General features: G+C 58.7%; 21 protein-coding genes and 1 pseudogene. 18 read left to right on the top strand and 4 right to left on the bottom strand.

All coding sequences use genetic code 11. The features are described from left to right. Positions 1-116: 116 nt before the first annotated feature. Positions 117-453, bottom strand: a pseudogene (gene tauA, locus AEQ67_RS34410) (taurine ABC transporter substrate-binding protein); the annotation flags it as partial. Between the two features lie 493 nt (positions 454-946). Here tauA and AEQ67_RS29340 point away from each other — a divergent pair. The 9 genes from AEQ67_RS29340 to AEQ67_RS29380 all read left to right on the top strand — a co-directional run bounded on the left by AEQ67_RS29340 (position 947) and on the right by AEQ67_RS29380 (position 9976). Next, positions 947-2275, top strand: a complete 1329-nt coding sequence (locus AEQ67_RS29340) for an OprD family porin (RefSeq protein WP_059407257.1) — start codon at positions 947-949, stop codon at positions 2273-2275. 393 nt (positions 2276-2668) lie between these two features. After that, positions 2669-4012, top strand: a complete 1344-nt coding sequence (locus AEQ67_RS29345) for an OprD family porin (protein ID WP_059407258.1) — start codon at positions 2669-2671, stop codon at positions 4010-4012. A 295-nt stretch (positions 4013-4307) separates the two neighbouring features. Then, positions 4308-4946, top strand: coding sequence for a peroxiredoxin (locus AEQ67_RS29350; protein ID WP_059407259.1), 639 nt, complete (start codon positions 4308-4310; stop codon positions 4944-4946). Positions 4947-5298: 352 nt separating this feature from the next. After that, positions 5299-5892, top strand: a complete 594-nt coding sequence (gene ssuE / locus AEQ67_RS29355) for an NADPH-dependent FMN reductase (RefSeq protein WP_059407260.1) — start codon at positions 5299-5301, stop codon at positions 5890-5892. A 101-nt stretch (positions 5893-5993) separates the two neighbouring features. After that, positions 5994-6959, top strand: coding sequence for a sulfonate ABC transporter substrate-binding protein (locus AEQ67_RS29360; RefSeq protein WP_059407261.1), 966 nt, complete (start codon positions 5994-5996; stop codon positions 6957-6959). Between the two features lie 25 nt (positions 6960-6984). Beyond that, on the top strand, positions 6985-8133 hold the full coding sequence (ssuD, locus tag AEQ67_RS29365; protein ID WP_059407262.1) for an FMNH2-dependent alkanesulfonate monooxygenase: 1149 nt from the start codon (positions 6985-6987) through the stop codon (positions 8131-8133). An 8-nt stretch (positions 8134-8141) separates the two neighbouring features. Next, the gene (gene ssuC, locus AEQ67_RS29370) at positions 8142-8924 is read left to right on the top strand and encodes an aliphatic sulfonate ABC transporter permease SsuC (RefSeq protein WP_059407263.1); all 783 of its coding nucleotides are present in this window, start codon (positions 8142-8144) and stop codon (positions 8922-8924) included. Next, a complete protein-coding gene (gene ssuB / locus AEQ67_RS29375) occupies positions 8921-9727 on the top strand; it encodes an aliphatic sulfonates ABC transporter ATP-binding protein (protein WP_059407264.1) in 807 nt (268 codons plus the stop codon). The genes ssuC and ssuB overlap by 4 nt, the downstream gene beginning before the upstream one ends. A gap of 33 nt (positions 9728-9760) precedes the next feature. Then, entirely contained in the window at positions 9761-9976 is a 216-nt protein-coding gene (locus AEQ67_RS29380; protein WP_003229256.1) for a TOBE domain-containing protein, read from the top strand. Between the two features lie 189 nt (positions 9977-10165). Here AEQ67_RS29380 and AEQ67_RS29385 read toward each other — a convergent pair whose 3' ends face one another. Continuing rightward, positions 10166-10798, bottom strand: coding sequence for a TetR/AcrR family transcriptional regulator (locus tag AEQ67_RS29385; protein WP_059407265.1), 633 nt, complete (start codon positions 10796-10798; stop codon positions 10166-10168). A 226-nt stretch (positions 10799-11024) separates the two neighbouring features. Continuing rightward, on the bottom strand, positions 11025-12401 hold the full coding sequence (locus AEQ67_RS29390) for a glutamine synthetase family protein (RefSeq protein WP_059407266.1): 1377 nt from the start codon (positions 12399-12401) through the stop codon (positions 11025-11027). Positions 12402-12679: 278 nt separating this feature from the next. On the opposite strand from AEQ67_RS29390, the gene AEQ67_RS34415 reads away from it, so the two are divergent. The 8 genes from AEQ67_RS34415 (at position 12680) to AEQ67_RS29430 (ending at position 21516) form a co-directional block, all read left to right on the top strand. Further along, positions 12680-13060 carry a glutamine amidotransferase gene (locus tag AEQ67_RS34415; protein ID WP_082377990.1) on the top strand — a complete coding sequence of 127 codons (381 nt, stop codon included), beginning with the start codon at positions 12680-12682 and terminating at the stop codon, positions 13058-13060. A gap of 37 nt (positions 13061-13097) precedes the next feature. After that, entirely contained in the window at positions 13098-14456 is a 1359-nt protein-coding gene (locus AEQ67_RS29395) for a glutamine synthetase family protein (RefSeq protein WP_059407267.1), read from the top strand. A 58-nt stretch (positions 14457-14514) separates the two neighbouring features. Then, positions 14515-15879, top strand: a complete 1365-nt coding sequence (locus AEQ67_RS29400) for an aspartate aminotransferase family protein (protein ID WP_059407268.1) — start codon at positions 14515-14517, stop codon at positions 15877-15879. Positions 15880-16061: 182 nt separating this feature from the next. Further along, positions 16062-17159 (top strand): polyamine ABC transporter substrate-binding protein, encoded by a 1098-nt coding sequence (locus AEQ67_RS29405; protein ID WP_059407269.1) that lies wholly within the window; start codon positions 16062-16064, stop codon positions 17157-17159. Between the two features lie 240 nt (positions 17160-17399). Next, complete coding sequence (locus AEQ67_RS29415) at positions 17400-18497, top strand: polyamine ABC transporter substrate-binding protein (RefSeq protein WP_059407271.1); 1098 nt, start codon at positions 17400-17402, stop codon at positions 18495-18497. A gap of 69 nt (positions 18498-18566) precedes the next feature. Beyond that, positions 18567-19709, top strand: a complete 1143-nt coding sequence (locus AEQ67_RS29420; RefSeq protein ID WP_008150457.1) for an ABC transporter ATP-binding protein — start codon at positions 18567-18569, stop codon at positions 19707-19709. 35 nt (positions 19710-19744) lie between these two features. Then, positions 19745-20626, top strand: coding sequence for an ABC transporter permease subunit (locus AEQ67_RS29425; RefSeq protein ID WP_236710424.1), 882 nt, complete (start codon positions 19745-19747; stop codon positions 20624-20626). Further along, the gene (locus tag AEQ67_RS29430; RefSeq protein WP_059407273.1) at positions 20623-21516 is read left to right on the top strand and encodes an ABC transporter permease subunit; all 894 of its coding nucleotides are present in this window, start codon (positions 20623-20625) and stop codon (positions 21514-21516) included. The genes AEQ67_RS29425 and AEQ67_RS29430 overlap by 4 nt, the downstream gene beginning before the upstream one ends. A 148-nt stretch (positions 21517-21664) precedes the next feature. Here AEQ67_RS29430 and AEQ67_RS29435 read toward each other — a convergent pair whose 3' ends face one another. Then, positions 21665-22306, bottom strand: a complete 642-nt coding sequence (locus AEQ67_RS29435; RefSeq protein ID WP_059407274.1) for an HD domain-containing protein — start codon at positions 22304-22306, stop codon at positions 21665-21667. A gap of 305 nt (positions 22307-22611) precedes the next feature. On the opposite strand from AEQ67_RS29435, the gene AEQ67_RS29440 reads away from it, so the two are divergent. After that, positions 22612-23577 carry a GlxA family transcriptional regulator gene (locus AEQ67_RS29440; protein ID WP_059407275.1) on the top strand — a complete coding sequence of 322 codons (966 nt, stop codon included), beginning with the start codon at positions 22612-22614 and terminating at the stop codon, positions 23575-23577. Positions 23578-23579: the final 2 nt, after the last annotated feature.

The raw sequence follows: 23579 nt of genomic DNA on the forward strand, positions 1-23579 counted from the left end.
CCCCAATCCCGGTAGGAGCGAGGCTTGCCCGCGAAGCAGACGACTCGATTTATCTGTTGTCCATGATGACGCCTTCGCGGGCAAGCCTCGCTCCGACAGGAGATCGGTGTGCTATTTGCACTGACATACGGCGAATAAACCGGCAGTACCGGTTCAACCTTTCCCTGTTCCTTCAAGAACTTCGCCGCCTCGCCAATCGCCTTGGTTGGCACCGGTCAGTTTGGCGATTTTCTGCACCGGCACCGAGTCAGCGGTCCAGCTGTCTTTATGCGCGGCATAGTCGGCGAATGAGTCCAGCGTGACCTTGGCGAATTTCGCCACGTCCTCCGGGTGCTTCTCGGCGTAATCCTTGCGCACCACCCAGACTTCGAAGGTCGGCGCACCCCATTGGCCGACCTGCGCCGCGTCGGTCAAGGTCTTGCCGGTCTTGCGAATTTCCCCCAGGGCTGGCGATGGTCTTGCCGATCAGATCTTCCGGTTTATCGATTGCCGACGGTGAGGTTCGCTGCATGAGCGGAGAACGAAATTGAAAGCGACACACAAACTGTAACAATTGGGCTGGATAGTGCGCGTTTGGTCGACATGGCGGCGCCTCTCGGGAGGGGTAATGTTTCCGAATTGCGTCAAAGCTATTCGATCTAAAAAACAGCTAAAAAATACCCTTTAGGAATTAGCTTATGAGTCGATCGCTCTATTCCGGGCGTCGAGTGGGGTGAGCTGTATTCCTAAAAGGTATGAAAAAAAGAATTGACCAATTCTTTTTGGGTTTATGACGAATTCATGAACCCGCAAGGACCAAAAAACCGGGGATTAGACTATGGTCGTAGACACACATAGTTACGATTGACTTGTGGGTCACGGTCTGGCGCTAATCGCGCATCTTAGGATTCGAGGCACCTGATCTCGAGCCAGGAACACAAGAATTAGAAACGAGAGGAGCGAAACAATGAACAAGTCCACCTTGGCGCTGGCCGTGGCTGTTGGGGTTTTGGCGCAGCAGGCAGGCGCCGCGGGTTTCATCGAAGACAGCAAGGCTTCCGTCAGTTCCCGCACCATGTATTACAACAACGATAACCGTGATGGCGGCGCCGATCAGAAAGAGACCGCTGAAGGCCTCAAGTTCGATTATCTGTCCGGCTTCACCCAAGGCACCGTTGGTTTTGGTATCGATGCGCAGGCGCTGGTCGGCATCCATCTGGATGGCGGCAAGGGTCACCACCCGGACAACAACACGTTCTTCCCAAGCGACACCGATGGTTCGGCAGTGGATGAGTGGAGCCGCGTGGCGGGTAACGTCAAGGCGCGCTTCTCCAAGACCGAAGCCCACTACGGTGGCGCTCTGCAGCCAAACATGCCGATTCTGGTAGCGAACGACAGCCGTCTGCTGCCACAGACCTTTGAAGGCGGCACGATCTCCTCCAAAGAAATCGACAACGTGACCCTTAACGTCGGCCAGCTCGAACACGCCGCGGGTCGCGCTTCGTCGAACACCACCGGTATGGCAGTGAATGGCGGTACTCAGGACAGCAACCAGTTCCGTTACGCCGGTGCTGACTGGAAGGTCACCAAAGACCTCACCCTGCAGTACTACCACTCGAACCTGAAGGACTACTACAAACAGAACTTCTTCGGTCTGATTCACGTCTTGCCGATCAGCACCAACCAGTCCTTCAAGACCGACATTCGTTATTTCGATAGCAGCTCCGACGGCAAGAACGGCGATGCTGGCTATCAGTTCAATAACAACGGTGGTTTCGCCAAGAACCCGGGCGAGGTCGATAACAAGACCTGGAGCGCGATGTTCACCTACACCCTGGGCGGCAACGCCTTCCTGGTTGGCCATCAGCGTGTCAACGATGACGGTGGTTTCGTTTATCTGAACCAGGGCAGCGTTGTCGATGGCAATGGTCGCAACGAAGGGGCCGGCGGCACGAGTTTCTATCTGTTCACCGACGCCATGGTTAACGGTTTCGTCCGTGCCGGTGAAAACACCACGTTCGGTCAGTACAGCTACGACTTCGCCACACTGGGTGTTCCAGGCTTGAAAGCATCGGTTGCTTACCTGCATGGCGATAACATCAAAGCTGCGAACGGCACCGGCAGCGATATGTCCGAGTGGGAACGCGACTTGCGAGTGGACTACACCATTCAACAGGGCGCTCTCAAAGGTTTCGGTGCGACGTTGCGTCATGGCACCTACCGTGGCAGCGAAATCAACATCGCCGACCAGGACCAGACCCGTCTGATCTTCAACTACACCTATAGCTTCATGTAATCAGTTGCGCAGAAAGCCTCGCCCACTGGCGAGGCTTTTTTTCGCCCCTATTTTTATATTCCATAAACATTGCACATGATGATTTTTTATTCTTTTTAGATTTGTTTCTGTGGGCCTAAAGTGAGCGCCGCAGCACCTTTGAGTCTTGGCAATACCGCTCCCGATTTTCAAACAGGTTCAGGAATTGGTTTACGCGCCGATACCTTCTGTCCCCATGCGGAGCTTTATTCCTTAATGGTATGAAAAATATTGCAACAATTCTTTTTGGCTTTATGAACAGGTATCCTTTAGCGACCAGATGACCGGGTTAGACGGCTTGGCGCTAAAGCGCGCATCTCAGGATCCGGGCATTCGACCCAGGACCAGGAACTAGAAACGATAGGAGCGAAACAAATGAACAAGTCCACCTTGGCCATGGCTGTGGCCTTAGGGGTTGTGGCGCAGCAGGCAAGCGCCGCAGGTTTCATCGAAGACAGCAAGGCCACCTTGGGGCTGCGTAACTTCTACATCAACACCGACTACCGAGACGGTACTGGCCCGAACAAAAACGAAGAGTGGGGCCAAGGCTTCGACCTGCGCTTCATTTCCGGTTACACCCAAGGCACTGTTGGCTTCGGTATTGATGCGATCGGCCTGTTGGGCGTGCGTCTGGATTCGGGTGGCGGTACTAACGGTGCCTCCAACAACTCGTACGGCGGTACTGTTTTCCCAAGCAAGTCCAACGGCGAAGCGGTTGATAACTTCTCCAGCCTGGGTTTGACGGCCAAGGCCAAGATCTCCCAGACCGAGCTGAAACTGGGCACTCTGCAGCCGAAACTGCCGGTCATCGTGACCAACGATGGTCGTCTGCTGCCGCAAACCTTCCAGGGTGGCCAGATCACCACGAATGACATCAAAGACCTGACGTTGGTCGGCGGTCAGATCGAGCACGCCAAGGGTCGTAACTCCAGCAACAACGAAGAGCTGTCGATTTCGGGTGCCAACGGTCGCACGGCTGCTGGCCGTGACAGCAACAAGTTCATTTACGGGGGTGGTGACTACAAAATCACCAAGGACCTGACTGCCCAGTACTACTACGGCAACCTGGAAGACTTCTACAAGCAACACTTCCTGGGTCTGGTGCACAACTGGGCAATCGGCCCGGGTGTGTTGAAGTCGGACTTGCGCTACTTCAACAGCTCTGACGACGGCGCCAACGGTCACGATCCGCTCTACTACAGCACCGGCAACTACAACGCGGTGGCTAGCGGTAAAGGCAAGGTCGACAACAACTTGTACAGCGGTCTGTTCCTGTACTCCGTTGCCGGTCACACCTTCGGTGGCGGTTATCAGGTCAGTAACGGCAGCAGCGATTTCCCTTGGCTGAACCAGGGTGACGGCTCGTCGGCTTACATCATTACCGACTCGCAAATCCAGAAGTTCGCCCGTGCCGGCGAGCGCACCTGGCAGGCACGCTACTCGTATGACTTCGCCAAGGTCGGCGTACCCGGCCTGACGGCGGGTGTGGTTTACCTGCGTGGCGACAATATAGACACCGTTAACGCTCGCGGTGCAGAGTTGGCTGACGGCGCTTCCGAGTGGGAACGCGACCTGACTGTGGGTTACGTCGTCCAGTCCGGCGCGTTGAAAAACCTTGGCGTCATGTGGAAAAACGCTACCTGGCGTACTGACCTGCCGAGCACTCGCTCCCAGGACGAAAACCGCCTGATCGTCAGCTACTCGATCCCGCTGTTGTAATAGCGCTCTTGTAACCGAGACAAAAAAGCCCCGCCCGGCATCTCGCCTGGCGGGGCTTTTGCGTTTTCAAACCGGGATCACCCCCGTAAACCCGGCCTGAAATTCCCCTCTTTAATGCAGCAACTCAAGGCCTTCTCGAACCTTGCTGGCGATGTTCGGCGGGATGCGCATGCACGTCCAGTGAACAGATTTTTAATATTCGTTTACGATCTAACCAAATCAATATTTATTCTTTTTAATAGATAAGAAACACAGGCACAGTTGAGCTCAAACCGCACTCATCAGGAGCAGCACCATGAGCCTCAGACTGGGCGATATCGCCCCCGACTTCGAACAGGATTCCAGCGCCGGCACTATCAATTTCCACGAGTGGCTGGGCGATAGCTGGGGCGTGCTGTTTTCCCACCCGGCGGATTTCACACCGGTGTGCACCACCGAACTCGGCTTCACCGCCAAATTGAAAGATGAGTTTGCCCAGCGAGGAGTCAAGGCCATCGCCCTGTCTGTTGACCCGGTGGATTCGCATCACAAGTGGATCGGGGACATCAACGAAACACAGAACACCGTCGTCAACTTCCCGATCCTGGCTGATGCGGACCGTAAGGTCTCGGACCTTTACGACCTGATCCACCCCAACGCCAACGACACCTTGACCGTGCGTTCGTTGTTCGTGATCGACCCGAACAAAAAGGTGCGCCTGACCATCACCTACCCGGCGAGCACCGGCCGCAACTTCAATGAAATCCTGCGGGTGATCGACTCGCTGCAACTCACCGACAACTACAAAGTGGCCACCCCGGCCAACTGGCAGGACGGTGATGAAGTGGTGATCGTGCCGTCGCTCAAGGACGAAGACGAAATCAAGAAGCGCTTTCCCAAGGGTTATCGCGCGGTGAAACCGTACCTGCGCCTGACACCGCAGCCGAACAGGTAATCCTTCGAATTTTGCGGTGTGGCTGAAATCGCAATCGCGGGCAAGCCCGCTCCCACAGGGTTTTGTGGTTTGCCATACCTCTGTGATCACCCCTATCCACTGTGGGAGCGGGCTTGCCCGCGATTGCGGCAGAACGGCCAGTGAATAGTTTTTGTCGTCCACAAAGCAGGGGATTTCAGGCCGTGTATACGGCCTGTTTTTTTGCCTGGAGGAAATGGAACTGCATAGTTCTACAAGGAATAACCAAATGAATAAATATGATTTATGGATATAACAATCACCTGTTAAGGTCATTCCACCCAAGCGAGACCGCAAACCGCGAATCGCCAATACCGCCCAAGGAATCATCTGAATGCTGGTCGTCTCACTCGGTGGCAGTCCGAGCCAACGCTCCCGTTCCGGGGTGCTGCTGGACCGCTCGCAACGCTGGTTGCAGGAGCAAGGTGTGGAAGTGGTGAGTTACCAGGTACGGGACTTCCCGGCCGAAGACTTGCTGCATGCACGCTTCGACAGTCCGAAGGTGATTGACCTGCTGCAACAGATTGAAAACGCCGATGGCTTGTTGATCGCTACTCCGGTGTACAAGGCATCGTTCTCCGGCGCCCTGAAGACCGTGCTCGATCTGCTGCCCGAACGCGCCCTGGCGCACAAAGTGGTTTTGCCAATGGCAACCGGCGGCAGCATCGCCCACATGCTGGCGGTGGATTACGCGCTCAAGCCTGTGTTGTCGGCGTTGAAAGCCCAGGAAATGCTCCACGGGATTTTCGCCGTGGACAGCCAGATCGCTTACGGCGAAGGCAGTGCCCAGGCGCAGTTGGCACCCGAGCTGGAACAGCGGCTGAGTGAATCGCTGGAGCTGTTTTTCAGCGCCATGGCCCGACGCCCCAAGCCGATCGACCCGAACCTGTTGAACGAACGTTTGTTGAGTGCTCGCTGGAGCATTTAAGCCAGCACTCAAGTCACATCTGAATTTGATCCACTCACCTTACTCAGCCGCTAACGGCCAAGCAGGTGCAGCCAAAACCCAACAGCAAAAAGGAGAGCGCCATGCGCCCTGTCATTTTGCGTCGTGGTCTGGTCGCTCTGTTTGTTGCGGCTGTCACCTTCGGCGCCATTACTCAAGCTCAAGCCGAGACACTTCGGATCGGTTATCAAAAGTACGGCACCCTGGTGCTGCTCAAGGCTAAAGGCACGTTGGAAAAACGCCTCGCCGCCCAAGGCGTGGACGTGCAATGGACTGAATTCCCCGGTGGCCCGCAACTGCTTGAAGGCCTGAACGTCGGCTCGATCGACTTCGGCGTTACCGGCGAAACCCCTCCGGTGTTCGCTCAAGCGGCCGGCGCCGATCTGCTCTACGTCGCCTACGAACCGCCCGCGCCACACAGCGAAGCGATCCTGGTGCCGAAGGACTCGCCGATCAAATCGGTGGCCGAGCTCAAAGGCAAGAAAGTCGTCCTGAACAAAGGCTCCAACGTTCACTACCTGCTGGTCCGCGCCCTTGAAGACGCCGGCCTCAAATACACCGACATCCAGACCGTCTTCCTGCCGCCGGCCGATGCCCGCGCCGCGTTCGAACGTGGCAGCGTTGATGCCTGGGTCATTTGGGACCCGTACCAGGCCGCCGCAGAACAGCAGCTGCAAGCACGCACCCTGCGTGATGGCCAAGGCATCGTCGACAACCATCAGTTCTACCTGGCGACCAAGCCGTATGCGCAGAAAAATCCCGAGGTGATCAAGACCCTCGTGGAAGAAGTGCGCGCGGTCGGTGAGTGGTCCAAAGCCAACCCGGAAGACGTGACCAAACAAGTCTCGCCACTGCTCGGCCTGCCGGCGGACATCACCCTGACCTCGGTGAAACGCCAGGGCTACGGCGCGCTGTTCCTGACGCCTGAAGTGGTCGCCGCGCAACAGAAAATCGCCGACAGCTTCTACCAGCTCAAGCTGATTCCGAAGCCGTTGAGCATCAAAGACGTGATCTGGACGCCACCGGCGGCCGTTGCCAAAGCACCGTAATTCGATTCCCTAAGGAGACCACTCCATGAGCCTCAATATCTTCTGGTTCCTGCCTACTCACGGCGACGGCCATTACCTTGGCACCGCCGAAGGCGCTCGCGCCGTCGACCACGGTTACCTGCAACAAGTCGCGCAAGCGGCGGATCGTCTGGGTTTCGGCGGGGTGCTGATTCCCACCGGTCGCTCCTGCGAAGATTCGTGGCTGGTGGCGGCATCGCTGATCCCGGTGACCCAGCGTTTGAAATTCCTCGTCGCCCTGCGCCCCGGGATCATTTCCCCGACGGTGGCCGCGCGTCAGGCTGCAACGCTGGATCGCTTGTCCGGCGGTCGTGCGCTGTTCAACCTGGTAACCGGCGGTGATCCGGAAGAATTGGCTGGCGACGGTTTGTTCCTGACCCACGAAGAGCGCTATCAGGCCTCGGTGGAATTCACCCGCATCTGGCGTCGTGTGCTGGAAGGCGAAACCGTTGATTACGACGGTCAGCACATCAGCGTGAAGGGTGCCAAGTTGCTCTATCCACCGATCCAGCACCCGCGCCCGCCGCTGTACTTCGGCGGCTCTTCGGAAGCGGCGCAGGATCTGGCAGCCGAGCAGGTGGAAATGGTCCTGACCTGGGGCGAACCACCGGCTGCTGTCGCAGAGAAAATCGAACAGGTGCGTGCCAAAGCGGCGAAGCTTGGCCGTACTGTGCGCTTCGGTATTCGCCTGCACGTGATCGTCCGTGAAACCAATGAAGAAGCGTGGCAAGCGGCGGATCGCCTGATCTCGCATCTGGATGACGACACCATCGCTCGTGCTCAAGCCTCGTTGGCACGCTTCGATTCCGTCGGCCAGCAACGCATGGCCGCGCTGCACGGTGGCAGCCGCGACAACCTCGAAGTCAGCCCCAACCTGTGGGCCGGCGTTGGCCTGGTGCGCGGCGGTGCCGGCACGGCGCTGGTGGGCGACGGTCCGACCGTGGCGGCCCGCGTGAAGGAATACGCGGACTTGGGCATCGACACGTTCATCTTCTCTGGTTATCCACACCTGGAAGAGTCGTACCGCGTCGCCGAATTGCTCTTCCCGCACCTGGACATCGAACGTCCCGAGCTGCCGAAAAGCGCCGGTTACGTCAGCCCGTTTGGTGAGATGGTCGCCAACGACATCCTCCCCAAAGCCGCGTCGCAGAGCTGAGGCGCGCCATGAAGAAAATCATCCACAACCTCGCACCCTGGGCGTTGCCGGTGTTGCTGTTGGCGGTGTGGCAGTTGTCGGTGTCGGCGGGCTGGTTGTCGACGCGGATTCTGCCGGCACCCATTGCGGTCATCGAAGCCGGCGTGAGCCTGGTGCGCAGCGGCGAAATCTGGACGCACTTGGCGATCAGCGGCTGGCGTGCTGCGCTGGGCTTTGCCATCGGCGGCGGCATCGGCCTGACATTGGGCTTCATCACCGGCCTGTCGAAATGGGGCGAACGCCTGCTCGACAGTTCGGTGCAGATGATCCGCAACGTGCCGCACCTGGCGCTGATTCCGCTGGTGATCCTGTGGTTCGGCATCGATGAGTCGGCGAAGATTTTTCTGGTAGCGCTGGGCACCTTGTTCCCGATCTACCTCAACACCTATCACGGCATCCGCAACGTCGACCCGGCGCTGGTGGAAATGTCCCGCAGTTATGGCTTGTCCGGCTTCTTCCTGTTCTGGCAAGTGGTTCTGCCAGGGGCGGTGCCTTCCCTCCTGGTCGGGGTGCGTTTCGCCCCGGGCTTCCTGTGGCTGACGCTGATCGTCGCGGAAACCATTTCCGCCAGTTCCGGCATTGGTTACCTGGCGATGAATGCCCGGGAGTTCTTGCAGACTGACGTGGTGGTGCTGGCGATTTTGTTGTACGCGGTGCTCGGCAAACTGGCCGACCTCGCGGCCCGTGGACTGGAACGCGTGTGGCTGCGCTGGCATCCGGCCTATCAGGTTGTTAAAGGAGGTGCCGCATGACTGCTCAACAACCTCCACGCCTGCTGCGCGGTATTCCGCTGGCGGTGCGCAAGCTGCAAAAAAGCTTTGGGTCGCGACAAGTGCTGCGCGAGATCGATCTGCACATTCCAGCAGGTCAGTTTGTCGCGGTGGTCGGTCGCAGCGGTTGCGGCAAAAGCACCTTGCTGCGTTTGCTCGCCGGCCTCGACAAACCCACGGGCGGTGAATTGCTCGCTGGCTCTGCGCCGCTCAGCGATGCACGGGAAGACACCCGGCTGATGTTCCAGGAAGCGCGTCTGCTGCCGTGGAAAAAGGTCATCGACAACGTCGGCCTCGGGCTCAAGGGCAATTGGCGTGCGCAAGCGCTGGAAGCCTTGGAAGCGGTCGGCCTGGCGGATCGCGCCAACGAGTGGCCTGCGGCCTTGTCCGGTGGGCAGAAGCAACGTGTGGCCCTGGCCCGCGCGCTGATCCACCAACCGCGCTTGCTGCTGCTGGACGAGCCGCTGGGCGCGCTGGATGCCCTGACCCGAATCGAGATGCAGCAACTGATCGAACGGCTCTGGCAGAAGCACGGCTTCACCGTATTGCTGGTGACCCACGACGTCAGTGAGGCGGTGGCGATTGCCGATCGGGTGATCCTCATCGAAGAGGGCGAAGTCGGCCTCGACCTGCTGGTGGAACTGCCGCGCCCTCGGGTCCGTGGCTCTCATCGGCTGGCGGCGCTGGAAACCGAAGTCCTCAACCGCGTGCTGGCGCTGCCCGGCCAACCGCCGGAACCGGAACCCGTTTCACCATTGCCCACGCAACTGCGCTGGGCTCAATAACTCAAGCTTGTATCAACGACAGGAATCAACACCATGACGATTAAAGCCATCAACGTGCGCAACCAGTTCAAAGGCTCGATCAAGGAAATCGTTCTCGGCGACGTGCTTTCGGAAATCGACGTGCAGACCGCTTCCGGCATCGTGACGTCGGTGATCACCACTCGCTCGGTGAAAGAGCTGGAACTGGTGGTCGGCAGCGAAGTGATCGCCTTCGTGAAATCCACCGAGGTGTCGATCGCCAAGTTGTAAGCGCGTGCGCAAACAACAACCCCGAAGGGTGTGAACCCTTCGGGGTTTTTTTTGTGCATGGCTTGAACTCAGCGGTGTAGCCATCGCGGGCAAGCCCGCTCCCACAGGTTTATCTGTTGCTCATAAAATCTGTGTGCACTGGAGATCCTTGTGGGAGCGGGCTTGCCCGCGATGAGGGCAGTGAGCTCGCTAGAGATTCCGCTTGGGTAAATAGGTTGGTAAGTACAACCCCAAATACGCATCGAACACCCGCATGCCTTCTTCGGCCATGCGCGGGGTGATCTGCCCGTGTTGTTGCACTGAACGGGCGTACACGCGGTCACCCAGTTCCATGGCCAGGGCAAACACATCGACATCGGTCGGCAGCCTCGGCAGTTCGAAGTGGTGGTCGAAGAGTTTGTGCATCAGGTCGCCGAGCTCGATGTCGTGCTGGCGGTCGGCCTGGGTCACTTCGGTGAGGCCGTGCTGGGCAAGAATCAATTGGCGGGCGGCGGCGTCTTCGTCGTAGATGTCGAGCATGCGTTGTTCGACCAGGCGCGACAGATCACGCCAGCCGCTGAGGGCTTCGTGGTTGATCGGCGCTTGCAGGCAGGCGCGAAACGCTGCGTGGACGTCGGCAGTCAGGGCTTCGAGCAGGGCCGGGACGCTGGCGAAGAAGTGGTAGACGGAGGAGGGCGGGATCTCCGCGCGCTCGGCGACGCTGTAGATCGACAGGCTGGCCACACCTTCGGCAGCCAGCAGCGTGCGGGCGGCATCGAGTATCGAATCGATCCGGGCCTGGCTGCGTGCGCGGGGTTTGCGTGGGGTGGCGAGTCGGGTCATTGAAGTCTCCTGCGGGGCAGCGGGCATTGTACGAGGCGGGTTGTGTGTTGTCTGCCAGGACGCCATCGCGGGCAGCCCGCTCCCACAGGTATCGTCTGTGAACACAAAATTTGTGGTCGACAACAATCCTTGTGGGAGCGGGCTTGCCTGCGATCCGCCGCAGGCGGCCATAAAAAAACGCCGCAAGCCTTATCAGCCTGCGGCGTTCTCGTTTTACTGCAACCGCTTACACGGTATGCAAGTACCAGTTGTACTCAAGGTCGGAGATGGAGTGTTCGAACTCCTCCAGCTCGCTTTCCTTACAGGCCACGAAGATATCGATGTATTTCGGATCGATGTACTTGGCCATGACTTCGCTGTCGTCCAGCTCGCGCAGTGCATCGCGCAGGTTGTTCGGCAGGCTTTGCTCGTTCTGCTCGTAGCTGTTGCCTTCCACGGGTGCGCCAGGCTCGATCTTGTTGGTCAGGCCGTGGTGCCCGCCTGCCAGGACCGAAGCCATCAGCAGGTACGGGTGGGCATCGGCGCCGGCAACGCGGTGTTCGATACGCACGGCATCGGACGAGCCGGTCGGTACGCGAATCGCCACGGTGCGGTTGTCCAGGCCCCAGCACGGCGAGTTCGGCACGTAGAACTGTGCGCCGAAACGACGGTAGGAGTTAACGTTCGGGCAGAGGAAAGCCATCTGCGCCGGTAGGGTCTCGAGCACACCGCCGATCGCGTGACGCAGTGCGGCGTTCTGCTCGGGATCCTCGCTGGCAAAAATGTTTTTGCCATCTTTATCAAGAATCGAGATGTGGACGTGCAGACCGTTGCCCGCCTGGCCCGGGTAAGGCTTGGCCATGAAGGTGGTGTCCATCTCATGGTCGTAGGCGATGTTCTTGATCAGACGCTTGAGCAGGACCGCGTAGTCGCAGGCCTTGATCGGGTCGGCCACGTGGTGCAGGTTCACTTCGAACTGCGCCGGGGCACTTTCCTTGACGATCGCGTCGGCAGGGATGCCTTGCTCTTTCGCACCTTCCAGAATGTCCTGGAGGCAGTCGACGTATTCGTCGAGGTCGTCGATCAGGTAAACCTGTGTCGAGTGCGGGCGTTTGCCGGAGATCGGCGAGCGCGGTGGTTGTGGGCGACCGTTTACGTTCTCCTGGTCGATCAGGTAGAACTCCAGTTCGAACGCGGCGCAGATAGTCAGGCCCATCTCATCGAACTTGGTAACAACTTGACGCAAGACTTCACGGGGATCCGCGAAGAAAGGTTCACCTTCGAGTTCGTGCATGGTCATTAACAGTTGCGCGGTAGGGCGCTTCTGCCAAGGCTCGTTGCACAGGGTGTCAGGGATTGGATAGCAGATTCGGTCAGCATCGCCGATGTCCAGGCCCAGGCCGGTGCTTTCCACCGTCGAGCCATTGATATCCAGAGCAAATAGAGAGGCCGGCAGGTTGATGCCTTTCTCGTAAACCTTGTGGAGGCTGGTGCGTTCAATGCGCTTGCCGCGCACCACACCATTCATATCCGCAATCAGAAGGTCAACGTACAGAACCTCAGGATGTTCCTTAAGGAACGCGTTCGCTTCGTTAAGCTGAACGGCACGCGGGGGTACCGACATGATGCAACACCTTTGTTGTTAAAAATATCAATCATTGATCTCTTCGGATTCCAGTCAACCCGAACGGCATGCCGAAGTCAAGCGAGGCCTTTTTTGCCCTAAAAAAGCGCTCGTAGGGCTTTTTTGAGGCACTTTGGGGCGTTTTTATGCCTTTGAGCGCTTTGGCGGCCGCGGGCTTGAGCGGGCCGTGTTGTATTTTTTACGGGGGTGTTGTGTAAAAAAATGAACAAGGCTAAGCTCGATTCAAACCCATAACACCAATAATACCGGGGTGCTTCATGTCTCGCCCGACGTTAATCGGCGTCACCGACTGCTCAAGGCAGATCGGTCTGCATGCTTACCACATCAGTGGCGATCCCTACGTTCACGCTCAGGCCTGCGTTGCCAACGGTGTGCCGTCGACTCTTTCTTCCCCGGTAATTTGGCGGGCACCGTCCGATATTCTGGACGGTCTGCACGACATTCTCTTTACCGACTCTACTTCCAATATAGAACCGTTTCACGGTGGCGGCCCAGCCAATGCGTCGGGCGCTGCTCATGATTCTGTACGCGTTACTTTACGCCCGATTTACCACGCTATTGTCGAGGCGGGTATTTGTGCGCGGCAATTGCAGTGGCAATCTGTATCACGCGACGCCGATGCGTCAAACAACGCCTGACTTATAAGAGTCAGGAAACTCAGCCTATGAGGCATTTATGAGTCACAACCTCGACCAGCTCACCGATTGGTTGAAAGACCACAAGATCACAGAAGTCGAATGCATGATCGCCGACTTGACCGGAATCACTCGGGGCAAAATTTCGCCGACCAACAAGTTCATTGCCGAAAAGGGCATGCGCCTGCCCGAGAGCGTTCTGTTGCAGACCGTGACCGGCGACTATGTCGAAGACGACATCTATTACGAACTGCTCGACCCGGCCGACATCGACATGATCTGCCGCCCCGACGCGAACGCGGTGTTCCTCGTGCCGTGGGCCATCGAGCCCACCGCCCAGGTGATCCACGACACCTACGACAAGCAGGGCAACCCGATCGAGCTGTCGCCGCGCAACGTGCTCAAGAAGGTCCTGAAACTCTATGCCGACAAAGGCTGGCAGCCGATCGTGGCGCCGGAAATGGAGTTTTACCTGACCAAGCGCAGCGACGACCCGGACTATCCGTTGCAGCCGCCAATCGGCCGCTCCGGGCGCCCGGAAATCGGTCGCCAGTCGTTTTCGATTGAAGCGGCGAACGAATTCGATCCGTTGTTTGAAGACGTCTACGACTGGTGCGAATTGCAGGAGCTGGACCTCGACACGCTGATCCACGAGGACGGCACGGCGCAGATGGAAATCAACTTCCGTCACGGCGATGCCTTGTCCCTGGCCGACCAGATCCTGGTGTTCAAGCGCACCATGCGCGAAGCCGCGCTGAAGCACGACGTGGCGGCGACCTTCATGGCCAAACCCATGACCGGCGAGCCGGGCAGCGCGATGCACTTGCACCAGAGCATCATCGACATCGAGACCGGCAAGAACGTCTTCTCCAATGAAGACGGGACCATGAGCCAACTGTTCCTGAACCACATCGGTGGCTTGCAGAAACTGATCCCCGAGCTGTTGCCGCTGTTCGCGCCGAACGTCAATTCGTTCCGCCGCTTCCTGCCGGACACCTCGGCACCGGTGAACGTGGAATGGGGCGAAGAGAACCGCACCGTGGGCCTGCGGGTGCCGGATGCCGGGCCACAAAACCGTCGGGTGGAAAACCGCCTGCCGGGCGCCGACGCCAACCCGTACCTGGCGATTGCCGCGAGCCTGCTCTGCGGTTACGTCGGCATGGTCGAAGGCTTGAACCCAAGTGCGCCGGTGGTGGGGCGTGGCTATGAACGCCGCAACCTGCGCCTGCCACTGACCATCGAAGACGCGCTGGAACGCATGGAAAACAGCGCGACCATCGAGAAATACCTGGGCAAGAAATTCATCACTGGCTACGTCGCGGTCAAGCGGGCCGAGCATGAAAACTTCAAGCGCGTGATCAGTTCGTGGGAGCGGGAATTCCTGCTCTTCGCCGTCTGATGCGCCGGGCGCGGCTGCACTTGGCCGCGCCCTTCACTGAAATCTTAGGAGAATTCGCATGACCAGCAACAACCCGCAAACCCGTGAGTGGCAAACCCTGAGCAATGATCACCACCTGGCCCCGTTCAGCGACTTCAAGCAGCTGAAAGAGAAAGGCCCGCGGATCATCACCACCGCCAAAGGCGTTTACCTCTGGGACAGCGAAGGCAACAAGATCCTCGACGGCATGGCCGGCCTGTGGTGCGTAGCGATCGGCTACGGTCGCGATGAACTGGCCGATGCCGCCAGCAAGCAAATGCGTGAACTGCCTTATTACAACCTGTTCTTCCAGACCGCTCACCCGCCGGTGCTGGAACTGGCCAAGGCCATCGCCGACATCGCACCGGAAGGCATGAACCACGTGTTCTTCACCGGTTCCGGTTCCGAAGGCAACGACACCATGCTGCGTATGGTTCGTCACTACTGGGCGATCAAGGGCCAGCCGAAAAAGAAAGTCATCATCAGCCGCAAGAACGGCTATCACGGTTCCACCGTGGCCGGCGCGAGCCTGGGTGGCATGACTTACATGCACGAGCAGGGCGACCTGCCGATTCCGGGCATCGTCCACATCGCCCAGCCGTACTGGTTCGGTGAAGGCGGCGACATGACGCCGGAAGAGTTCGGTATCTGGGCGGCCAATCAGCTGGAAGAGAAGATTCTGGAAGTTGGCGTCGACAACGTCGGTGCCTTTATTGCCGAGCCGATCCAGGGTGCCGGTGGCGTGATCATTCCGCCAGACACCTACTGGCCGCGCATCAAGGAAATCCTCGCCAAGTACGACATCCTGTTCGTGGCGGACGAAGTGATCTGTGGGTTCGGCCGTACCGGTGAGTGGTTCGGTACCGATTTCTACGACCTCAAGCCCGACATGATGACCATCGCCAAGGGCCTGACCTCCGGCTACATCCCTATGGGTGGCCTGATCGTGCGTGACGAAGTGGTCGCGGTGCTCAACGAGGGTGGCGATTTCAACCACGGTTTCACCTATTCCGGGCACCCGGTGGCTGCTGCGGTAGCACTGGAAAACATCCGCATCCTGCGCGAAGAAAAAATTGTCGAGCGCGTTCATGCAGAAACGGCACCCTATTTGCAAAAGCGTCTGCGGGAACTGAACGATCACCCGCTGGTGGGGGAAGTACGTGGGGTCGGTCTGTTGGGGGCCATCGAGCTGGTGCAGGACAAGGCCACTCGCAAACGTTACGAAGGCAAGGGCGTCGGCATGATCTGCCGCACGTTCTGCTTCGAGAACGGCCTGATCATGCGCGCCGTGGGCGACACCATGATCATTGCTCCGCCACTGGTGATCACACCGGCAGAAATCGATGAGTTGGTCACAAAGGCACGCAAGTGTCTGGACCTGACGCTGAGTGCGTTGCAGGGCTAAGTGCTAGGCTCTGGGCGGGGTGTGAAGTTTGCATTTCGCTCAGAGCAAACAAAGGATGGGTCTTTCCTTGAAAGCCTGCCTTGGATCTTGCCAGACTACCGGTTGTTCGGGGTGCCCGGGAAAGGCCGCTGAGCACGTGGTTAAAAAGAAAAATTGGAGCATTACCCATGAAGGCATTAGGTATGAAGATAGCTGGCAAGACCCTCCTCGCCATGTCCCTGATGGGCGTGATGGCGGGCGCAGTTCAGGCGGACGATAAAGTTCTTCACGTGTACAACTGGTCCGATTACATCGCACCTGACACCATCGCGAACTTCGAAAAAGAGTCCGGGATCAAGGTGGTGTACGACGTTTTTGACAGCAACGAAACCCTGGAAGCCAAGTTGCTGGCAGGCAAGTCCGGCTACGACATCGTCGTACCGTCGAACAACTTCCTGGCCAAGCAGATCAAGGCCGGCGTTTACCAGAAACTCGACAAGTCCAAGTTGCCTAACTGGAAAAACCTGAACCCCGACCTGCTCAAAGCGGTATCGGTGAGCGACCCCGGCAACGAACATGCCTTCCCTTACATGTGGGGTTCGATCGGTATCGGCTTCAACGCCGAGAAGGTCAAGGCTGCACTGGGTGCCGACGCACCGACCGATTCCTGGGACCTGATCTTCAAGCCTGAAAACGCCGCCAAGTTGAAGTCGTGCGGTATCAGTCTGCTGGATTCGCCTACCGAGATGATTCCGGTGGCGCTGCATTACCTGGGTCTGCCAACCGACAGCCAGAAGAAAGAAGACATCGACAAGGCCGAAGCGCTGATCATGAAGGTCCGTCCTTCGATCGCCTACTTCCACTCGTCCAAGTACATCTCTGATCTGGCCAACGGCAACATCTGCGTAGCCGTGGGTTACTCGGGTGACATCTACCAGGCCAAGTCTCGCGCCGCTGAAGCCGGTGACAAGGTGAAAGTCAGCTACAACATTCCGAAAGAAGGTGCGGGCAGCTTCTACGACATGGTCGCCATCCCTAAAGATGCCGAAAACGTCGAAGGCGCCTACAAGTTCATGACCTACCTGCAGAAGCCGGAAGTCATGGCGGCCATCACCAACGCCGTACGCTTCCCGAACGGTAACGCGGCTGCAACCCCGTTGGTTGATAAAGACATCACTAGCGATCCAGGCATCTACCCGCCAGCAGACGTGTTGGCCAAGCTGTACGCGATTGCCGACTTGCCGGCCGCGACCCAGCGGATCCTGACGCGCAGCTGGACCAAGATCAAATCCGGTAAGTAAGTAAAACCCTGTAGGAGCGAGCTCGCTCGCGATGGTCGTCAACGATAACGCTGGGTGCCTGACACCCCGCGGTGCTCTCGGGTTCATCGCGAGCAAGCTCGCTCCTACAGGTATCGGTATAAAAGTTTTGCTGGAACGGTTTATCGAGGGTAAGTTGCGCGCCGGTTTTGTTGTCAGGCAGCCATGGCTGTCATGTAACGCGGGGCAACTTGGGCCCAACTAATTTTAGAGGACCTCCACTTGCCTATTTTTTCTATGTTGCGCAATGCCTTGCTGGTCGGTGCCGGACTAACGCTCGCCGTTAGTGTCCAGGCTGCCGGCACTGTGCATATTTATAACTGGTCGGACTACATCGGATCGACCACCCTCGCAGACTTCCAGAAAGAGACCGGCATCAAGCCGGTGTATGACGTCTTCGATTCCAACGAAACCCTGGAAGGCAAGTTGCTGGCCGGGCGTACCGGTTACGACGTGGTCGTGCCGTCCAACCATTTCCTCGGCAAGCAGATCAAGGCGGGCGCTTTCCAGAAGCTCGACAAGAAGCTGTTGCCCAACTATTCCAACCTCGACCCGGTGCTGCTCAAGCGCCTGGAGCAAAACGATCCGGGTAACCAGTACGCCGTGCCGTATCTGTGGGGCACCAACGGCATCGGTTACAACGTCGACAAGGTCAAGGAAGTGCTCGGTCTCGACAAGATCGACTCCTGGGATGTGGTATTCGAACCGGAGAACATCAAGAAATTGCACAGCTGCGGCGTGTCGTTCCTCGATTCCGCCGATGAAATGATGCCCACCGTGCTCAACTATATGGGCCTCAACGCCAACAGCACCGACCCCAAAGACTATGAGAAGGCGACAGCCAAGTTGCTGGCGGTGCGGCCTTACGTGACCTACTTCCACTCTTCCAAGTACATCGCGGACCTGGCCAACGGTGATATCTGCGTGGCGATCGGTTTCTCCGGCGACATGATCCAGGCCAAGGCCCGCGCGGCTGAAGCCGGCAAGGGCATGAACATCGCTTATTCGATTCCCAAAGAAGGCGGCGCACTGTGGTTCGACATGCTGGCAATCCCCAAGGATGCGGCCAACGTCAAGGAAGCCCACGCCTTCATCAACTATTTGCTGAAACCTGAGGTGATCGCCCAGGTCAGTGATTACGTCGGCTACGCCAACCCTAACCCTGGGTCGGACAAACTGATGGAGCAGTCCATCCGCACCGACGAGTCGGTTTATCCACCGCAAGCAGTCCTCGACAAGACCTACGTGTCCATCGAGTTACCACCAAACATTCAACGTTTGATGACCCGCAGCTGGACCAAGGTCAAGTCGGGTAAATAGCTGCAAGGCTCAAACTATCCAAGGTTCGCTCGCCTCGGGCGAACTGCAATTTTGTTGGGAGTTTCGTAAATGGCAGTTGCCTCCGGCGCCTATAAGAAAGCCCTCGAGGGCGACCAATCACCTAAACAGGTGTTGGTCAAAATCGACCGGGTCACGAAGAAGTTCGACGAGACGATTGCCGTGGACGATGTGTCCCTGGAAATCAAGAAAGGCGAGATCTTCGCCCTGCTCGGCGGTTCGGGATCGGGCAAATCCACCTTGCTGCGCATGCTCGCAGGCTTCGAACGGCCCACGGAGGGGCGGATTTTCCTCGATGGCGTCGACATCACGGACATGCCGCCGTACGAGCGGCCGATCAACATGATGTTCCAGTCCTACGCCTTGTTCCCGCACATGACCGTGGCGCAGAACATCGCGTTCGGCCTCAAGCAGGACAAAATCCCCGCAGCTGAAGTCGATGCGCGTGTCGCGGACATGCTCAAGCTGGTGCAGATGACGCAGTACGCCAAGCGCAAGCCGCATCAATTGTCCGGTGGCCAGCGTCAGCGTGTGGCCCTGGCCCGTTCGCTGGCCAAGCGACCGAAGCTATTGCTGCTCGACGAACCGATGGGTGCGCTGGACAAGAAGCTGCGTTCGCAAATGCAACTGGAGCTGGTCGAGATCATCGAACGCGTCGGCGTAACCTGCGTCATGGTGACCCACGACCAGGAAGAGGCCATGACCATGGCCGAGCGCATCGCGATCATGCACCTGGGCTGGATCGCCCAGATCGGCAGCCCGATCGACATCTACGAAACCCCGACCAGCCGCCTGGTCTGCGAGTTCATCGGCAACGTCAACATCTTCGACGGTGAAGTGATCGACGACGCCGAAGGCCACGCGACCATCACCTGCAAGGACCTGGACCGCCAGATCTATGTCGGCCACGGCATCAGCACCTCGGTGCAGGATAAATCCGTGACCTACGCGATCCGTCCGGAAAAACTGCTGGTGACGCCAACCATGCCGACCTGCGAATACAACTGGTCCAGCGGCAAGGTGCATGACATTGCTTATCTCGGTGGCCACTCGGTGTTCTACGTCGAACTGCCGAGCGGCAAGATCGTCCAGTCGTTCGTCGCCAATGCCGAGCGCCGTGGTCAGCGCCCAACCTGGGGTGACCAGGTTTACGTGTATTGGGAAGACGACAGCGGCGTGGTACTTCGCTCATGAACATGCGCAAATTCAAACGCCGCCTCAATCGAATAATTCCCGGTGGCCGTCAGCTGGTCATCGGGGTTCCGTTCATTTGGTTGTTCCTGTTCTTCATGTTGCCGTTCTTCATCGTCCTGAAGATCAGCTTCGCCGAAGCCGACGTGGCCATTCCGCCGTACACCGAGATCTACAGCTACCTCGACCAGAAAGTGCAGTTGCTGCTGAACCTGAGCAACTACGCAATGCTGGCCGGCGACGAGTTGTACATCGCCGCTTACCTCGGCTCGCTGAAGATGGCGCTGATCAGCACCGTCCTCTGTTTGCTGATCGGCTACCCGATGGCCTACGCCATTGCCAGTGCCCGTAAAGAGATGCAAACGGTGCTGGTGCTGCTGATCATGATGCCGACCTGGACGGCGATCCTGATCCGCGTCTATGCGTGGATGGGCATTCTCAGCAACAACGGCCTGCTCAACGGCTTCCTGATGAGCATGGGCTGGATCAATGAGCCACTGCAGATCCTCAACACCAACCTCGCCGTGTACATCGGCGTCGTGTATTCGTACCTGCCGTTCATGATCCTGCCGCTCTACGCCAACCTGGTGAAGCACGACAACAGCCTGCTGGAAGCCGCCTCGGACCTCGGGTCGAGCACCTTCAACAGCTTCTGGAAAATCACCATTCCGCTGTCCAAGAACGGCATCGTCGCCGGCTGCATGCTGGTGTTCATTCCGGTGGTGGGCGAGTTCGTGATCCCGGAACTGCTCGGCGGCCCTGAAACCCTGATGATCGGTAAAGTCCTCTGGCAAGAGTTCTTCAACAACCGTGACTGGCCGGTGGCGTCTGCCCTGGCGGTGGTGATGCTGGCGATCCTGATTGTGCCGATCATCCTGTTCAACCGTAGTCAGGCCAAAGAAATGGAGGGCAAAGAATGAAGCGCTTCCGTTTCTCAAGCTTCATGTTGGTAGCGGGTCTGCTGTTTATCTACGCACCGATGCTGATCCTGGTGATCTACTCGTTCAACGCCTCGAAACTGGTGACGGTGTGGGGCGGCTGGTCGATCAAGTGGTACGTCGGTTTGATGGACAACACCCAACTGATGGGCTCGGTGGTGCGCTCGCTGGAAATCGCCTGCTACACGGCGGTGGCCGCAGTGGCGCTGGGGGCGCTGGCGGCCTTCGTGCTGACCCGCATCACCCACTTCAAGGGCCGTACGCTGTTCGGTGGCCTGGTCACCGCACCGTTGGTGATGCCCGAAGTGATCACCGGTCTGTCGCTGTTGCTGCTGTTCGTGGCCATGGCGCAGATGATCGGCTGGCCACAGGAACGCGGCATCATTACCATCTGGATCGCCCACACCACGTTCTGTGCGGCGTATGTGGCGGTGGTGGTGTCGGCGCGCTTGCGTGAGCTGGACCTGTCGATCGAAGAGGCGGCCATGGACCTCGGCGCACGGCCGTGGAAGGTGTTCTTCCTGATCACCATTCCGATGATCGCGCCATCGCTGGGTGCCGGCGGCATGATGTCCTTTGCGCTCTCGCTGGATGACCTGGTGCTGGCGAGCTTCGTCTCCGGTCCGGGTTCGACGACCCTGCCGATGGAAGTGTTCTCGGCGGTGCGCCTGGGCGTGAAGCCCGAGATCAACGCCGTGGCCAGCCTGATTCTGCTGGCGGTATCGCTGATGACATTCCTGGTCTGGTTCTTCAGCCGCCGCGCCGAAGAAAGCCGCAAGCGTGCGATCCAGCAGGCCATCGAAGAAAGCGCTGCCGACTCCTGGAAACAACCGGACGTGCGTCGCGCACAGCAGGCGCCGGAAGCGGCATAAGCCTGAAGCGAGGTTGACCACGACTCCGTAGTCAACCCAACTCACTGTGGGAGCGGGCTTGCCCGCGATGGGGTCAGTACATTCAACATCAATGTTGTCTGGTATTCCGCCATCGCGGGCAAGCCCGCTCCCACAGGTTTTTTGGTGATCAGGAAACCCAAGGTGACTTGCGGATGATCTCGACGAAGTTCATCGGTTTGAAGCCCGGCTCGCTGTCCACCAGCACATCCGCGTTCACGGTGCCGAACGTGGTGTCCGGCCGGTGTTTGAAGCCATTGGCGAACGCACACAGGATGCATTCCTTGAACCCTTCGCCACGCGGGTGCGCATGCACCACCGCTTCACGCTGCACGGTGGGGAACGCGGCGTAATCGATACCCAGCACATCCATCTCGACACCGGCAGTCACCAGCGCCACGTTCGGACGCAGGTGCTGCGGCACACCCGGTGTGGTGTGCAGCGCAATTGACAGCCACACCTGCTCGAGATCGTCGTCCGACAGGCCATAAGGTTTGAGGAATGCTTTGGCGGCGTTGGCGCTATCGACTTCGAATCGTTCGTCATCCGTGCGGTGACCTTCCACCAGGCCCAAGTCATGGAACATGGCGCCGACGTACAACAGCTCGGGGTTGTAGGCCAGTTGCTTGCGTTCACCGCTCAACGCGCCGAACAGAAACACCCGGCGTGAGTGGTGATACAGCAGGTCTGATTCGACGTCGCGAATGTATTCAGTGGTGGCCCTGGCCAACGCGCTGTCGGGGATTTTGATACCGGCGATGGTGCTGCTCATGGTGCTTTCCTCGTGGGGAACGCCGTGGCGGCGCTGATGGGTTCAGTCTGTTCCCGCACCTCAAACCGGACAATCGGTCCATGGCTGCGATCCTTGCCAATGAACCTGCATATCGCGCCAACCTCGCTTGTTGCGCGCGGATTGGCTAAGTTTGCACACAGCCCCTGTAGGAGTGAGCTTGCTCGCGATGGACGCAAGGACGCCGCGTTCATCCAGGCGGCCCGCGTCATCGTTGACGTCCATCGCGAGCAAGCTCGCTCCTACAGGTCTTGGTGCATTCAGAGCCATAGAAGGCGATTCACGTCATGAGTAAAACCGTTGCCATCGTGGTGTTCGCAGGCGTTCAGTCCCTGGACGTCACCGGTCCCATGGACGTGTTTTCCGAAGCCAATCGGTTCCTGGCACCGCAAGATCACTATCGGCTGGAGGTGATCGGGGTCGAGCGTGGGGTGATGGCCTGCTCCAACGGCTTGTCACTCAATGCCCATCGGCATTTCAGCGAAGCGCTGGAGGCCTATGACTTGCTACTGGTGGCCGGTGGGCCGCAGTTGCCGTTCATGAATTTCGGCGCGGCATTCGATGCCTGGCTGCGCGATGCTTGCGCGCTGGCGCAGCGCTTTGGCTCGATCTGCAACGGCGCGTTCATGCTCGCCCGGGCCGGATTGCTCGAAGGACGAACAGTGACCACTCACTGGGGCGATGCGGCGGCGCTGGCGGCGTTGTGCCCATCGACGCAGGTCGACGCCGATCGCCTGTACGTGCAGGACGGCGAGCTGTACACCTCGGCCGGGGTCACGGCGGGGATCGATCTGTCGTTGTACCTGCTGGGCCGGGACCACGGGCCGGAAGTGGCCCTCAGCGTGGCCAAGCGGCTGGTGGTGTTCACTCAACGCTCGGGCGGGCAATCGCAGTTCAGCCCGTTCCTCACGCCACACGCGGAACCGACGTCGGCGGTGGCGTTGGTGCAGCTCTACGTGTTGGCCAACCTCACCGGCGACCTGACGATTGCCGACCTGGCCAATGCGGCCAACATGAGCGCGCGCAACTTTTCACGGGTGTTCGCCAAGGAGGCGAAAATCACTCCGGCGGAATTCGTCGAGCGGGCGCGGGTGGACGCGGCGCGGGTGCTGCTCGAGAGCACCAGCTCGCCGCTCAAGACCGTGGCGTATCAGTGCGGGTTTCGCGATGCCCAGCACATGCGCAGTGTGTTCAACCGCAGGCTGGGGGTAACGCCGCAGCAGTTCAGGCTGAACTTTGCGGCGATGGTTTGAGC

The sequence above is a fragment of the Pseudomonas sp. RIT-PI-q genome, assembly GCF_001297125.1.
Lineage (GTDB): Bacteria > Pseudomonadota > Gammaproteobacteria > Pseudomonadales > Pseudomonadaceae > Aquipseudomonas.

Bases quoted from the DNA above. Each gene is read 5' to 3' on its own strand.
- AEQ67_RS29340 (WP_059407257.1), top strand. From the start codon at position 947: ATGAACAAGTCCACCTTGGCGCTGGCCGTGGCTGTTGGGGTTTTGGCG.
- AEQ67_RS29345 (WP_059407258.1), top strand. From the start codon at position 2,669: ATGAACAAGTCCACCTTGGCCATGGCTGTGGCCTTAGGGGTTGTGGCG.
- AEQ67_RS29350 (WP_059407259.1), top strand. From the start codon at position 4,308: ATGAGCCTCAGACTGGGCGATATCGCCCCCGACTTCGAACAGGATTCC.
- ssuE (WP_059407260.1), top strand. From the start codon at position 5,299: ATGCTGGTCGTCTCACTCGGTGGCAGTCCGAGCCAACGCTCCCGTTCC.
- AEQ67_RS29360 (WP_059407261.1), top strand. From the start codon at position 5,994: ATGCGCCCTGTCATTTTGCGTCGTGGTCTGGTCGCTCTGTTTGTTGCG.
- ssuD (WP_059407262.1), top strand. From the start codon at position 6,985: ATGAGCCTCAATATCTTCTGGTTCCTGCCTACTCACGGCGACGGCCAT.
- ssuC (WP_059407263.1), top strand. From the start codon at position 8,142: ATGAAGAAAATCATCCACAACCTCGCACCCTGGGCGTTGCCGGTGTTG.
- ssuB (WP_059407264.1), top strand. From the start codon at position 8,921: ATGACTGCTCAACAACCTCCACGCCTGCTGCGCGGTATTCCGCTGGCG.
- AEQ67_RS29380 (WP_003229256.1), top strand. From the start codon at position 9,761: ATGACGATTAAAGCCATCAACGTGCGCAACCAGTTCAAAGGCTCGATC.
- AEQ67_RS29385 (WP_059407265.1), bottom strand. From the start codon at position 10,798: ATGACCCGACTCGCCACCCCACGCAAACCCCGCGCACGCAGCCAGGCC.
- AEQ67_RS29390 (WP_059407266.1), bottom strand. From the start codon at position 12,401: ATGTCGGTACCCCCGCGTGCCGTTCAGCTTAACGAAGCGAACGCGTTC.
- AEQ67_RS34415 (WP_082377990.1), top strand. From the start codon at position 12,680: ATGTCTCGCCCGACGTTAATCGGCGTCACCGACTGCTCAAGGCAGATC.
- AEQ67_RS29395 (WP_059407267.1), top strand. From the start codon at position 13,098: ATGAGTCACAACCTCGACCAGCTCACCGATTGGTTGAAAGACCACAAG.
- AEQ67_RS29400 (WP_059407268.1), top strand. From the start codon at position 14,515: ATGACCAGCAACAACCCGCAAACCCGTGAGTGGCAAACCCTGAGCAAT.
- AEQ67_RS29405 (WP_059407269.1), top strand. From the start codon at position 16,062: ATGAAGATAGCTGGCAAGACCCTCCTCGCCATGTCCCTGATGGGCGTG.
- AEQ67_RS29420 (WP_008150457.1), top strand. From the start codon at position 18,567: ATGGCAGTTGCCTCCGGCGCCTATAAGAAAGCCCTCGAGGGCGACCAA.
- AEQ67_RS29430 (WP_059407273.1), top strand. From the start codon at position 20,623: ATGAAGCGCTTCCGTTTCTCAAGCTTCATGTTGGTAGCGGGTCTGCTG.
- AEQ67_RS29435 (WP_059407274.1), bottom strand. From the start codon at position 22,306: ATGAGCAGCACCATCGCCGGTATCAAAATCCCCGACAGCGCGTTGGCC.
- AEQ67_RS29440 (WP_059407275.1), top strand. From the start codon at position 22,612: ATGAGTAAAACCGTTGCCATCGTGGTGTTCGCAGGCGTTCAGTCCCTG.